Annotated in this window: 11 protein-coding genes; 5 read left to right on the top strand and 6 right to left on the bottom strand. The window is 42.7% G+C overall.

The features are described from left to right. Positions 1–25 precede the first annotated feature (25 nt). From V470_09095 to V470_09075, 5 genes are all read right to left on the bottom strand, one after another. Entirely contained in the window at positions 26–289 is a 264-nt protein-coding gene (locus V470_09095) for a membrane protein (protein AHZ48564.1), read from the bottom strand. 105 nt (positions 290–394) lie between these two features. Next, positions 395–1,429 carry a carboxypeptidase gene (locus tag V470_09090; GenBank protein ID AHZ48563.1) on the bottom strand — a complete coding sequence of 345 codons (1,035 nt, stop codon included), beginning with the start codon at positions 1,427–1,429 and terminating at the stop codon, positions 395–397. Between the two features lie 165 nt (positions 1,430–1,594). Beyond that, positions 1,595–1,942 carry a hypothetical protein gene (locus V470_09085; protein ID AHZ48562.1) on the bottom strand — a complete coding sequence of 116 codons (348 nt, stop codon included), beginning with the start codon at positions 1,940–1,942 and terminating at the stop codon, positions 1,595–1,597. Positions 1,943–1,957: 15 nt separating this feature from the next. Continuing rightward, positions 1,958–2,635: a hypothetical protein gene (locus V470_09080; protein AHZ48561.1), complete on the bottom strand. Its 678-nt coding sequence runs from the start codon at positions 2,633–2,635 to the stop codon at positions 1,958–1,960. 11 nt (positions 2,636–2,646) lie between these two features. Further along, positions 2,647–3,591, bottom strand: a complete 945-nt coding sequence (locus V470_09075; GenBank protein AHZ48560.1) for a magnesium transporter — start codon at positions 3,589–3,591, stop codon at positions 2,647–2,649. Positions 3,592–3,728: 137 nt separating this feature from the next. Here V470_09075 and V470_09070 point away from each other — a divergent pair, with 137 nt between their 5' ends. Next, positions 3,729–6,554 (top strand): excinuclease ABC subunit A, encoded by a 2,826-nt coding sequence (locus V470_09070; GenBank protein AHZ48559.1) that lies wholly within the window; start codon positions 3,729–3,731, stop codon positions 6,552–6,554. Between the two features lie 37 nt (positions 6,555–6,591). Here the strand turns inward: V470_09070 and V470_09065 are convergent, their stop codons facing one another. Next, positions 6,592–7,347: a hypothetical protein gene (locus tag V470_09065; GenBank protein ID AHZ48558.1), complete on the bottom strand. Its 756-nt coding sequence runs from the start codon at positions 7,345–7,347 to the stop codon at positions 6,592–6,594. 147 nt (positions 7,348–7,494) lie between these two features. Here V470_09065 and V470_09060 point away from each other — a divergent pair, with 147 nt between their 5' ends. The 4 genes from V470_09060 (at position 7,495) to V470_09045 (ending at position 12,788) form a co-directional block, all read left to right on the top strand. After that, complete coding sequence (locus V470_09060) at positions 7,495–8,556, top strand: X-Pro aminopeptidase (protein ID AHZ48557.1); 1,062 nt, start codon at positions 7,495–7,497, stop codon at positions 8,554–8,556. Positions 8,557–8,958: 402 nt separating this feature from the next. Next, positions 8,959–11,619, top strand: coding sequence for a magnesium ABC transporter ATPase (locus V470_09055; GenBank protein ID AHZ48556.1), 2,661 nt, complete (start codon positions 8,959–8,961; stop codon positions 11,617–11,619). Between the two features lie 134 nt (positions 11,620–11,753). Continuing rightward, a complete protein-coding gene (locus V470_09050; protein ID AHZ48555.1) occupies positions 11,754–12,152 on the top strand; it encodes an ArsR family transcriptional regulator in 399 nt (132 codons plus the stop codon). Positions 12,153–12,218: 66 nt separating this feature from the next. After that, positions 12,219–12,788: a transcriptional regulator gene (locus V470_09045; GenBank protein AHZ48554.1), complete on the top strand. Its 570-nt coding sequence runs from the start codon at positions 12,219–12,221 to the stop codon at positions 12,786–12,788. The last annotated feature ends 78 nt before the right edge of the window (positions 12,789–12,866 follow it).

The raw sequence follows: 12,866 nt of genomic DNA, 5'->3' as shown, positions 1-12,866 counted from the left end.
CTTTTTGATTATATGCTAGTAACTTTTATAGTGCAGTAAGAAATGTCAGTCCACCTAAGACAACGCCAGCTGAGTTTGGAATAATTAGTATCCAATCCTTCTTAGGTTCTTTTGTCCACCCGTAAATAACCCAAATTAAACAAGATACTGCTGCGGATAAAGGCTGGAATGGTTGAGCTTTGTTGCCTTGTAAATTGGCAAAAATTTGTGGGATGTAGGCGATAAATACAATAATCCCGATAAAGGCCCCGATTGAACCGACAATTTGATTTATTTTTTGTTTAGTCATATACACCTCCTTTAAAAAGATATCATAGAAATAAGCAAAATGCAATAAATTCAGACACAAATTGTAACGAAAATCAATACCAAAGCACAAAAATGGAGAAATTGTTTATTTTTTGTTATCGTCAAAGCGAATGACTTGCTCCTGTGCATCTACATAGGCGTGAACGCCAAAGGGCACAATGGCTCTTGGTGTGGCGTGCCCAACGTTTAGATTATAGACAATCGGGATATTGCTATCAATGATGTCCATTAGTGCCTCCTTATAGTCGTCATAGAAGGTTTCATCCATAGGTTTCCCGACCAAGAGTCCACTGATGACCTCAAATATCCCAGTTTCTTTCAAAGCCTGCAACATTTTTTTGAAATCATCAGGTTCAGGCTTTTCTTGACTTGTTTCTAGCAATAGAATCTTTCCTTCCCAGTCGGATAAGTCAGGGAAAAGTTTGTATTTTTGGCAGAGGTCTGTGCTATCTGCGTGTAGAGAGTTGTCAAAAATATCATAGAGAGACTCAAGACAACCACCGAGGATTTCTCCCTCAAACTGGGCATTGCCTTGTAACAAGTCAAAACCTGTATTTGCATGGCTGACACGAGGTGTTCCCAAGGCATTGGGACTAAAATCAGTCCGTTCCTCATACCAAAGGTCGCTAGGGCGGATTTCTGAGATTCTCCCAGTCTCGATCAATTCTTTAAAGTAGTGAAGGCTATAAGATAACATCTCCTTGTCTAACTCACAAATGTCCGCTAGAAATGATTGGCCGTAAAAAGTCTTGATTCCTAGTTTGTGTAGCATAAGGTGGTTCATGGTCGTATCCGAGAAACCGAGAAAAATCTTTGGTTTGATAACCTTTTGTAGTTGGTCATTTTCAAAAAGATAAGGTAGCAAGCGATAGGTATCGTTTCCACCAATGGCGCATAGGATCATGTCGATACTATCATCAGAAAAGGCCTGAATCAAATCCTCTGCACGAGCTTCAGGATGTTCTTTGATAAAGTCCAAGCCCTTTAGCGAATGAGGCAAAAAGATAGGGTTGAGTCCGAGGTCCTTGAGACGTTGAATACCCAAGTCCACTTCGTGCTTGACAAAGTCTTCACCCATAGTCCCACTAGATAAACTTATAATACCAATAGTAGAAGTCATATATTATCCTCCTAAAAATAAATTGATTGTGCCTATTTTATCACAAAAGGTGAGAGAAAACTATAAGAATCAGACTCAGAAGTTCTGTTGGATATCAAGAAAGCAAGTGAAAAAGCAACCGCCTGTGCAGTTGCTTTTCGTTTTTCTAATCTCACTAGATATGAGTTACTTGGTCAACTCTTGATTATAGGAGAGGGCTAAATCAATCCAGTAAGGAAGTTCTTTTTGACCTTCGATATCTAGGTCTATATAGCCATGATAAGGTCGCCCTCTCATCAATGTAGTACGAGCTCCTGTTCGGGGTAGAACTTGCTTTTCCGTTTCTTTGCCAATTCTCACCATAACCAGCTCGTCCTTTCTGGAACTGACTGTAAGGACCATTTTCCCACGAATCATAAAGGCCAGGCCACCAAACAGTTTCTTTTCTTCTAACTCTTCTTCGAAAATTTGGGGAGGAAGTTTAAGTGCTAGAATTTTTCGAATCTGCTGAGCTAAGGATTGACTATATGCCATAGCTTTTCACTTTTCTTAATAACGTGATGGGCCCGCGCTTGCGCTTCGGATATTGAAACGTTTCTTGAGATAGAAGCGAAGGGCGAGAAGAGCAGCCCCTAGGATAGCCAAAGGCAATGGAGCAAGGACTGGATTGAGGTTGGCTGGTAGGAAGCTTGTTGCAAAGAAGACAACCAACCAAAGGACCATAGAAGCCAGGATAACGAGGATTGACTTCCAGAATGGAGGACGTTGGCTACGGTCAGTGTCCGGTCCATAGTACTGGTAGACAAAGTAGTACATCAAGTAGAAGGCAAGTCCTCCTACAAGCCCAACCAACAAGAGGGTAATCAATCCATAGCCAATGGCCTGATCTGTAGAGAAGAAGGTAGTCAGAGCGCTAACCAATGCAAAGAGACTGGTGATAAAAAGGGCTGAGTCCATAATCATGAGTTTTGGATCGTCATTTTCTTTTGGATGCTCTTTTTCGTATTGCTCCTTGACAGTGAAGCTATGAGCCCAGTGGGTTGGAGCCCCGTAGAGGGAACGTGCAGTCGTCCCTTTGGCTTGCTCTTCAAGGATTTGGGGGATGACTTCCTCAAAGACGGCCTTGATTTCAGCGTCTGTTTTACCATCTTTGATAAATTGTTGGGTAGCGATATGGATAAACTCTTGGTTTTTTTTGGTTAGTTTTTGTAAATCAATCTGAGACATAGGGATTCCTCTTAGAACCATTTTTTATGGATGAGATAGAGAGTGAGCGAAACACTCATAGCAAAGGCGATAAAGACGATTAACCAGAAGGCGTGTGGCTCACCGTTTAGAGGGATTTCATTATCCTTGAAGTTCATCCCATAGGCTGAGAAGATCATGGTTGGGACAGACATAACGATGGTCACGAGAGCCAGGGTCTTCATGATGTTGTTCTGGTTATTGGAAATGATAGAGGCAAAGGTCTCTGTCATAGAGTGAAGGACATTTCCATAGATATCTGCCATCTCGATGGCCTGTTGGGTTTCAATCAGGGTGTCTTCGAGTAGGTCTTCGTCTTCTAGGTATTTCTTGATATTGCTAGTTGCGCTAGTCAATTTCTTAATCACGCGCTCATTTGTCTTGAGGGAGGCTTTGAAATAGACGATGGTCTTTTCCAATTCCATGAGCTCGATCAGTTCTTCGTTTCGAGTAGACTTGTGAAGTTGACTTTCGATTTGTTCACTCTTACGGTCGATCGAACGAAGGGCCGTAAGGTAAAGTTCGGCGTTGCGGTAGAGAATCTGGAAGATAAAGCGTGAACGCATGAAGGTGTAGAAGTTGCGCAGTCTACGGTTGATAAAGACATCAAGAACAGGTAGTGATTCCAAGCAGGTAGTGATAATGGTTTCCTCGGTGATGATAATCCCTAGCGGAATCGTTACGTAGTAGGTGCGATTGTTTCTTTCCTCTGTGATGGGAACGTCCACGATGATCAAAGTATACTCGTCTTCGATGGTAATACGGGACATTTCTTCCGCATCGAGCGGTGCTCGAAGGTCGGCAATGTCAATGTCGAAGGCGTTAGCGATTTCCAACGATTCATTTTGTGTAGGATTGACGAGGTTGATCCAAGTACCCGGTTCAAGCGTGTCGATCTCTTTAAATTCAGTTGTTGTTGAGAGAAAAACTTGTTTCATATCCCCTATCCTTTCCTACTATTTCAGTGTTTGATTTTTTGCACCGTACTATTATACTACAAAATCGGCTTTTTGGGTAATAGAATTTCACATTTTTTGGTATAATGGAAAGCAATAATGGACTAGAAAGAACAAATATGCAAGATAAAATTGTGATTCATGGGGCGCGTGCCCATAACTTAAAAAATATTGATGTGGAGATTCCACGAGACAAGCTAGTCGTTGTGACTGGTTTGTCAGGGTCTGGGAAATCCAGCCTGGCCTTTGATACCCTTTATGCGGAGGGGCAACGTCGCTATGTAGAGAGTCTATCAGCCTATGCTCGACAATTCTTGGGCAATATGGAAAAACCAGATGTGGATGCCATTGATGGTCTCAGCCCAGCTATTTCCATCGACCAGAAAACCACCAGCAAAAACCCTCGTTCGACCGTGGGAACCACGACTGAAATCAACGATTATCTGCGTCTCCTCTACGCACGTGTGGGGACGCCTTACTGTATCAACGGGCACGGGGCTATCAAGGCTTCTTCTGTAGAGCAAATCGTGGATAAGGTCTTGGAATTGCCAGAACGTCAGCGCCTGCAAATATTAGCTCCTGTCATTCGTAAGAAAAAAGGGCAACATAAGAGCGTCATTGAAAAGATTCAGAAAGATGGCTATGTTCGTGTTCGTGTGGATGGGGAAGTTTATGATGTGACCGAAGTGCCAGAGTTATCCAAGAGCAAGCAACACAATATCGATGTTGTGGTCGACCGTATTGTCATCAAGGAGGGCATCCGTAGCCGTCTCTTTGACTCCATTGAGGCTGCCCTTCGTATCGCAGAAGGTTATGTGATTATCGACACTATGGACGATTCGGAGTTGCTCTTTTCTGAGCACTATGCCTGTCCAGTTTGTGGTTTTACTGTCCCAGAATTAGAGCCTCGACTCTTCTCCTTCAATGCTCCTTTTGGATCTTGTAGTGAGTGTGACGGTTTGGGCATCAAGCTAGAGGTGGATGTTGACTTGGTGGTTCCTGATACCAGCAAAACTTTGCGTGAGGGAGCCTTGGCACCTTGGAATCCTATCTCATCCAACTACTATCCAAACATGCTAGAGCAGGCCATGACAGCCTTTGGAGTAGATATGGATAAGCCTTTTGAAGACTTGTCAGAAGAAGATAAAAACTTGATTCTTTACGGCTCAGATGGCAAGGAATTCCATTTCCACTATGAAAATGAATTTGGTGGAGTGCGCGATATTGACATTCCTTTTGAGGGGGTTGTCAATAATATCAAGCGTCGTTACCATGAGACTAACAGTGATTACACGCGCACCCAGATGCGCCTCTACATGAATGAGCTGACCTGCGGAACTTGCCACGGCTACCGTCTCAACGATCAGGCCTTGTCTGTCCGTGTGGGTGGGGAGCAAGGGCCACATATCGGTGAAATTTCGGACCTGTCTATCGCAGACCATTTGGAATTAGTGAGCCAGCTGACCCTGTCTGAAAATGAAGCCATCATTGCCCGTCCTATCCTCAAGGAAATAAAGGATCGCTTGACCTTCCTCAATAACGTGGGACTCAACTATTTGACTCTGTCACGTTCGGCAGGAACCCTTTCAGGTGGGGAGAGTCAGCGTATTCGCTTGGCAACCCAGATTGGGTCCAACCTATCAGGTGTCCTTTATATCCTGGATGAGCCGTCGATTGGTCTTCACCAGAGGGATAATGACCGCTTGATTGCCAGTCTGAAAAAGATGCGTGACTTGGGCAATACTCTCATCGTGGTGGAACACGACGAAGATACCATGCGCGAGGCGGATTATCTGATTGACGTTGGTCCAGGTGCCGGTGTTTTTGGTGGCGAGATTGTTGCTGCAGGAACGCCCAAGCAGGTGGCCCGTAACAGTAAGTCTATTACAGGCCAGTACTTATCAGGAAAACGAGCGATTCCAGTACCAGAAGAGCGCCGTTCCGGAAATGGTCGTTTTATCGAGGTGACAGGAGCGCGTGAGAACAACTTGCAAAATATCACCGCTCGCTTCCCGCTAGGAAAATTCATCGCAGTGACAGGTGTATCAGGTTCAGGGAAATCGACCTTAATCAACAGCATTCTCAAAAAAGCCATTGCCCAGAAGCTCAATCGCAATTCAGACAAACCTGGTAAGTTTAAGACGATTACAGGGATTGAGCATGTAGACCGCTTGATTGATATTGACCAGAGCCCAATTGGACGAACGCCGAGGTCCAACCCGGCTACCTATACGGGGGTCTTTGACGATATACGTGACCTCTTTGCCCAGACAAATGAAGCTAAGATACGAGGCTATAAGAAGGGCCGTTTCAGTTTTAACGTCAAGGGAGGTCGTTGTGAAGCCTGCTCGGGTGACGGAATCATCAAGATCGAGATGCACTTCTTGCCAGATGTATATGTAGCCTGTGAAGTCTGCCACGGGACCCGCTATAACAGTGAAACCCTTGAAGTTCACTACAAGGAAAAGAATATCTCGCAGGTCTTGGACATGACCGTCAACGATGCGGTGGAATTCTTCCAACACATTCCCAAGATTCAACGCAAACTTCAGACCATCAAGGATGTGGGGCTGGGCTATGTAACGCTAGGGCAACCGGCTACCACCCTTTCTGGAGGAGAAGCTCAGCGTATGAAGTTGGCTAGTGAACTCCATAAACGCTCGACAGGAAAATCCTTCTACATTCTGGATGAGCCAACGACAGGGCTTCATACTGAGGATATCGCTCGCTTGCTTAAAGTCTTGGCTCGCTTTGTCGACGATGGAAATACAGTCCTCGTCATCGAGCACAATCTAGATGTTATCAAGACAGCAGACCATATCATCGATTTGGGTCCTGAGGGCGGTGTCGGTGGTGGAACCATCATCGCAACAGGAACCCCAGAAGAAGTAGCGGCCAACGAAGCCAGCTACACAGGACACTATTTGAAAGGAAAGTTAAAATAAGATTTAAAAGGCTCTGCTTTTTTAGGCAGAGTCTTTTTTATAATAAATTACGAATTTTTTCTTTTATAAATGGGTTAAGAGAATAGTGTTTATCCAGATATTCTAGGAGTGCTTGAGCAGACTCAGAAATGCGTTCGTAACCTTGCAAAAAGTGAGGTAATTGCTTGGCTTCCTTTGGATAACCTTCTTCAAATCGTCTGTTGGTATTAAAGATATCTATAAAATTAGATTTAGAAGTTGTTTCCAAACTGATTAGTTCAGTCCAAAGCTTGACGGATCTGTTTTGTATTAAATCATAAGCAGCTAATTTTTCGCCTCGCTGATAGCGACCTAGCCCTAAATATAGATTACATAAAATTTCTCCCAACAGCCATTCACGATCTCTGTTTTCTTTTGATGGCAGTCTTTGTGGCTGACAGATTGTTTCATCAAAACCGACCTCCTTCCAGATAATCTTGCCTTCAGAGAAGGGAATGTTTACTAGTTCGTGAGCTTCAAAGACAGCAAATTCACAAAAAACATCATCTTCAAATAGAACTTTATGTCCGTCCACTGTATTTTGGTAGTGAAATGCAATTGGTTCTAGCTTACTTAACCAGGTTAGGTCTTGGATATAGGTCTGCTTGTAGCCATCTTTTACAATAACAAAGAAGTCTAAATCTGAGTACTGATCCAATCGTTCTCTTTCTGTTCCGCAAGAACCAAGCGCCAGCAAAGCTAGTGCTTGGTTCGAATCTTTTAGAGACTGACCAATCTCATCTAGTCTTTGTAACAGCAATTCTGTTTTATTCATATCGATACCTCATTCTTTCTTGTTTAACAGAAATTATACATTAAGCGCTTTCAAATGTCAATTTTATCTAATCTTAGCTATATAGATTGTATTATTTTCGATATTTTTTTGCTATAATAAATTAAATCATTTTATGGAGGTTTTCTCATGTTATCAAGAGTTGAAAAATTTGAAGTAGCCTTAAAACAGACAGAGTGTGATGCTGTCTTAGTAACCAATCTGAAGAATATTTACTATCTGACTGGTTTCAGCGGGACAGAGGCGACAGTTTTCATCAGTAAAAAGCGCCGGATTTTTCTGACGGATTCTCGTTATACTCTTATTGCCAAGGGCGTGGTTGAGGGCTTTGACATTGTGGAAACGCGCGATGCGGTTGGTGAAATTGCTAAAATTATAGCGGACGACAAGCTGGAAAAAATTGGCTTTGATGACGAGATTTCCTATGCTTACTTCAAGATGCTGGAAAGTGTGTTTGCTGGTCATGAGCTGGTTCCAATGACTGGTTTTATTGAAAATCTGCGGATGATCAAGGATGAGCAAGAAATCGCAACCATTCGTAGGGCCTGCCAGATTTCTGACCAAGCCTTCCTAGATGTACTGGATTTTATCAAGCCCGGTGAGACGACTGAGCTAGCCGTTATGAACTTTTTAGATGCCCGTATGCGCCAGCTAGGTGCTTCAGGTGCTTCTTTTGATTTTATCATCGCTTCGGGCTACCGCTCTGCTATGCCACATGGCGTGGCTAGTGACAAGGTCATTCAAAAGGGTGAAACCCTGACCATGGACTTTGGTTGCTACTACAACCACTATGTCAGCGATATGACGCGGACAGTTCATGTGGGGCAGGTGACAGATGAAGAGCGGGAGATTTATGATATTGTCCTGCGCAGCAATCAAGCCCTCATAGATGCAGCCAAGGCTGGTCTCAGTCGAATTGATTTTGACAGGATTCCGCGCCAGATTATTAACGATGCAGGCTACGGTCCTTACTTCAGCCACGGGATTGGACATGGGATTGGTTTGGATATCCATGAAATTCCTTACTTTGGCAAGTCAGAAGAGCCAATCAAGGCTGGCATGGTCTTGACCGATGAGCCGGGTATTTATCTGGATGGAAAATACGGGGTGCGTATCGAGGATGATATCTTGATTACGGATACAGGTTGCGAATTATTGACCCTTGCTCCAAAGGAATTAATTGTTATTTAAGAAAATTAAGATAAATCATTGACTTTTATATTTTAAAGGTTTATACTGATAGACGAAAACGGTAGGTGAGGCTACCATAGGGATACGGATGACTACCGCAAAGCAGTGGAGACACTACTCGTTGGTCAACAGTCCTGGTCGCGAAGGCCAAGACTAAGCTCATTACATCGCCCTATGGAGTTAAAGCTTGAACGAAAAAACAGATAATTAGTTTTTTAATCCTGCCATTTTATGGTGGGATTTTCTACTGTTTTAGAACAAGGAAAGGAGACAAACGATGCAAATTGACGATCATCCAGAACCGCACATACACAGCCAATCGCTGATTTGTGTCGTTCTGCCCTTATAAAGTGATTGGTCTCTGTGTATGAAACACATCATTCATACAGATAGGAGAAACCAATGAAAACTACAAAAGAAAGATTAGCAACAGCTATTCACACACCCTTAAACGAAACTCTATCTTTTTATAAGACAAGTCTAACAGGCTTGACTGAGGAGCAGGTGGAGAAAAATCGTGACCTATATGGCGAAAACACCATCACCAAGGGTCAAGAAGACAGTATCCTCAAAAAGATTTACGAATCTATTATCAATCCATTTACAATCATCCTGCTGGTCATCGCTATGATCTCCATGGTGACCAATGTCTGGTTGGCGAAGCCTGGACAAGAAGATCCGACGACCTCTATCATCATCGTCGTTCTCGTATTGATTTCTGGTGGCATACGCTTTGTCCAAGAACTGCGGAGTGACAAGGCTGCGACCAATCTATCAAAAATGATTGTGAACACTGCCACAGTTATTCGCGAAGGCCAGAGTTTAGAGGTCGCAATTGAAGATTTGGTCGTTGGAGATATAGTCAAGTTAAGTGCTGGGGATATGATACCAGCAGACCTCATTTTAATTGAATCACGTGATTTCTTTGTCCAACAGTCTGGTTTGACAGGTGAAAGTGACTCGGTTGAAAAACTAGCCTTGTCAAAAATGAGTCAGTCAAACTTCGATAGTCTGCTAGAAGCAGAAGCGCTCGCCTTTATGGGAACCAACGTGATATCAGGAAGTGCCAAGGCTTTGATTCTAGCGGTCGGTGATGATACCATGATGGGAGAAATCGAGCAGACCCTCAATACCTATGACGAACCGACCTCTTTTGAACGGGAGATGAACAGCATCTCTTGGCTCTTGATCCGTTTGATGTTAGTCATGGTTCCCATCGTCTTTCTCTCCAATGGCTTGACAGACGGCGACTGGCTGGAAGCTGGCGTATTTGCTTTGAGTGTTGGTGTTGGATTGACACCTGAGATGCTTCCTATGATCATCACAGCCAGTTTAGCAAAAGGCTCCATTATCATGGCCAAGGAAAAAGTCGTCATCAAAAAACTCAATGCCATACAGGACCTAGGTGCTATTGATATCCTATGCACGGATAAAACCGGAACCCTTACCCAAGACGAAATTGTCTTGGAATATCCTTTGGATATACATGGAGATTTGGATTTGTCTGTGTTGAGACGGGCCTACCTCAATTCCTATTTTCAAACCGGTTTGAAAAACTTGATGGACCGTGCCATTATCAGTAGAACTGAAAAAGAAGCTAAAGAACACGCTATTCTACAAAATTTGGATACTAGCTTCCAAAAAATAGATGAATTACCCTTTGATTTTGAACGCAGACGGATGAGTGTCATCGTCAAGGATGAGAACGAAGTTGTTAGTTTGGTAACCAAGGGTGCCCTAGAGGAAATGCTTGCGATTTCAACCCATGTGGAATATCAAGGCCAGATTAGCCCTCTGACGGATGATATCCGAGTGGAAATCTTAAAAGAAGTAGATCAACTTAATCAACAGGGATTGCGAGTCTTGGGAGTCGCCTATAAAACAGGCCTAAAAGAAGGTTTTGCTTACTCCGTTGAAGATGAAAAAGAGATGATTCTAACAGGATATCTTGCCTTTCTAGATCCACCAAAACCATCAGCAGCCCCTGCTATCCAAGCTTTGTTAGAACACGGTGTTCAAACAAAGATCTTGACGGGAGACAATGAGAAGGTAACCCAAGCAGTTTGCGAAAAAGTTGGTCTAGACGTTGATCAAATCTTGTTGGGTTCTGATATTGACGCCATGACGGACGAAGAATTGGCCCAAGCAGTTGAGAAAGTGACTGTCTTTGCCAAACTCTCTCCGGATCAAAAAGCACGAATCATTTTACAAATCAAATCGAATGGACATTGTGTTGGCTATATGGGAGATGGGATCAATGATGCCCCTTCTATGAAAGTGGCAGATGTGGGGATTTCTGTTGATACAGCAGTAGATATTGCCAAAGAAACGGCTGATGTCATTTTGCTAGATAAGGATTTGATGGTGCTTGAAAAAGGGCTGGTTGAAGGGCGTAAGGTCTACGCTAATATGACCAAATATATCAAGATGACGGTCAGCTCTAATTTCGGGAACATTTTCTCTCTGTTAGTTTCTGGTATCTTTTTACCCTTCCTTCCTATGGCTCCGATTCACTTGATTGTGTTAAACCTCGTCTACGACCTTTCTTGCATTGCCTTGCCATTTGATAATGTAGATGAAGACTTTTTGAAGCATCCCCATAAGTGGGAAGCTAAGTCTATTACTCGTTTTATGATTTGGATGGGTCCGATTTCTTCTGCCTTTGATATTTTGACCTTTATCTTACTATATTTTGTTATTGTCCCAATGGCGACAGGTCAAGCTTATGCTCACGGAGCAGAGTCGGCAACGGGCTTTATCATCTTGTTCCAGACAGGTTGGTTCATTGAATCCATGTGGTCCCAAACCATGGTTATCCATATGCTTCGTTCAGCAAAACTTCCTTTCTTACAAAGTCGTCCATCATGGTTTGTTCTTGGAACAACCTTGCTAGCAGCTAGTTTTGTGACCTTCCTTCCCTACTCTTCAATTGCTAGCCTGCTTCATTTAACCCCTTTGGAACCAATTTATTTCCTCTTTTTGCTTTTGATTATCGTTCTCTATATGATAAGTGTTACAGTTGTAAAACGATTGTATATCAAAAAATTTAAAAGTTGGTTATAAATTGATTTTGTCAAGAAAAAAGTACGAAAATCGCGAAAAAAGTTAATTTTTTTTAAAAATAGGTCGCAAGTCGGATGTTTTTTATGGTATAATAGACTAAACTGATAGTAACATGTAGCGAAAGGGGTAGGTACATGATCAAAATTTATACAGTCTCAAGTTGTACTAGCTGTAAAAAAGCGAAAACCTGGCTCAATGCCCACCAGTTAAGTTATAAAGAACAAAATCTCGGTAAAGAAGGAATTACAAGAGAAGAGTTATTAGATATTCTCACGAAAACAGATAATGGGATTGCCAGTATTGTTTCGTCAAAAAACCGCTACGCTAAGGCACTTGGAGTTGACATCGAGGATTTGAGTGTCAATGAAGTGCTCAACTTAATCATGGAAACACCACGGATCTTAAAGAGTCCGATTCTCGTTGATAAGAAGCGCCTGCAAGTCGGCTATAAAGAAGATGATATCCGTGCCTTCTTGCCACGCTCTGTCCGTAATGTAGAAAATGCAGAAGCACGTCTACGTGCAGCTCTATAAAACATCAAGGCTGGGAGTGACTCCTGGCCTTGTTTGCTCTTTTGTTTTAAAATCAAGTGAGGAATTATGAAAAAGTTACTAATTGCTAGTTTTGCTCTCCTCTTTTTGCTTGCGGGATGTGGGCAAAAAAAGGAAACTCCTGCTGCTTCCACAACAGCATCTGAACCTCTCCAATCCAACCTTCCCGTTTTGGACAATGCCGAAAAGAATACAGTTGTCACCAAGACCCTGTTGATGCCGAAGTCAGAAAATGGAACGCAACAGATTCAAACCATTACCTATAAAGGCAATCAGTTTTTGACCTTGACCATCCAGCAAAAACGACCTGTCGGGGATGAACTCAAGACTTTTATCTCTGAAAATGGCCTAGAGGAAACGCAAAAAGCGCTTCTAGAAGCTGAAGAGAAGGATGAGACCATCCAAGAGGCGCGCAAACTGGCAGGATTTACACTGGAAACCAAGCTACTCAGCGAGACAGAAATCCAGACCACAACGACTTATGATTTTCAAGTTTTGGATGTCAAAAAGGCATCTCAACTAGAATATTTAAAAAATATTGGTCTTGAAAATCTCTTAAAAAACGAACCTAGCCAATATATTGCAGATAGAGTGGCAAATGGAGCAACAGAACAATAGAAAATCCAAATTAATAGACTGACTTATTTGTAGAACGTAAGGAAATATGCTATAATAGTAATATTCTAAGGAAAGAGG

This window comes from Streptococcus sp. VT 162 (genome assembly GCA_000688775.2).
GTDB lineage: Bacteria > Bacillota > Bacilli > Lactobacillales > Streptococcaceae > Streptococcus.
Note: the sequence above shows the minus strand (reverse complement) of the source record. Positions and strands in the feature narration are given on the sequence as shown.

What these genes read in the sequence shown, in the direction of transcription:
- V470_09095 (AHZ48564.1), bottom strand. Translation starts at nt 289, where the DNA reads ATGACTAAACAAAAAATAAATCAAATTGTCGGTTCAATCGGGGCCTTT.
- V470_09090 (AHZ48563.1), bottom strand. Translation starts at nt 1,429, where the DNA reads ATGACTTCTACTATTGGTATTATAAGTTTATCTAGTGGGACTATGGGT.
- V470_09085 (AHZ48562.1), bottom strand. Translation starts at nt 1,942, where the DNA reads ATGGCATATAGTCAATCCTTAGCTCAGCAGATTCGAAAAATTCTAGCA.
- V470_09080 (AHZ48561.1), bottom strand. Translation starts at nt 2,635, where the DNA reads ATGTCTCAGATTGATTTACAAAAACTAACCAAAAAAAACCAAGAGTTT.
- V470_09075 (AHZ48560.1), bottom strand. Translation starts at nt 3,591, where the DNA reads ATGAAACAAGTTTTTCTCTCAACAACAACTGAATTTAAAGAGATCGAC.
- V470_09070 (AHZ48559.1), top strand. Translation starts at nt 3,729, where the DNA reads ATGCAAGATAAAATTGTGATTCATGGGGCGCGTGCCCATAACTTAAAA.
- V470_09065 (AHZ48558.1), bottom strand. Translation starts at nt 7,347, where the DNA reads ATGAATAAAACAGAATTGCTGTTACAAAGACTAGATGAGATTGGTCAG.
- V470_09060 (AHZ48557.1), top strand. Translation starts at nt 7,495, where the DNA reads ATGTTATCAAGAGTTGAAAAATTTGAAGTAGCCTTAAAACAGACAGAG.
- V470_09055 (AHZ48556.1), top strand. Translation starts at nt 8,959, where the DNA reads ATGAAAACTACAAAAGAAAGATTAGCAACAGCTATTCACACACCCTTA.
- V470_09050 (AHZ48555.1), top strand. Translation starts at nt 11,754, where the DNA reads ATGATCAAAATTTATACAGTCTCAAGTTGTACTAGCTGTAAAAAAGCG.
- V470_09045 (AHZ48554.1), top strand. Translation starts at nt 12,219, where the DNA reads ATGAAAAAGTTACTAATTGCTAGTTTTGCTCTCCTCTTTTTGCTTGCG.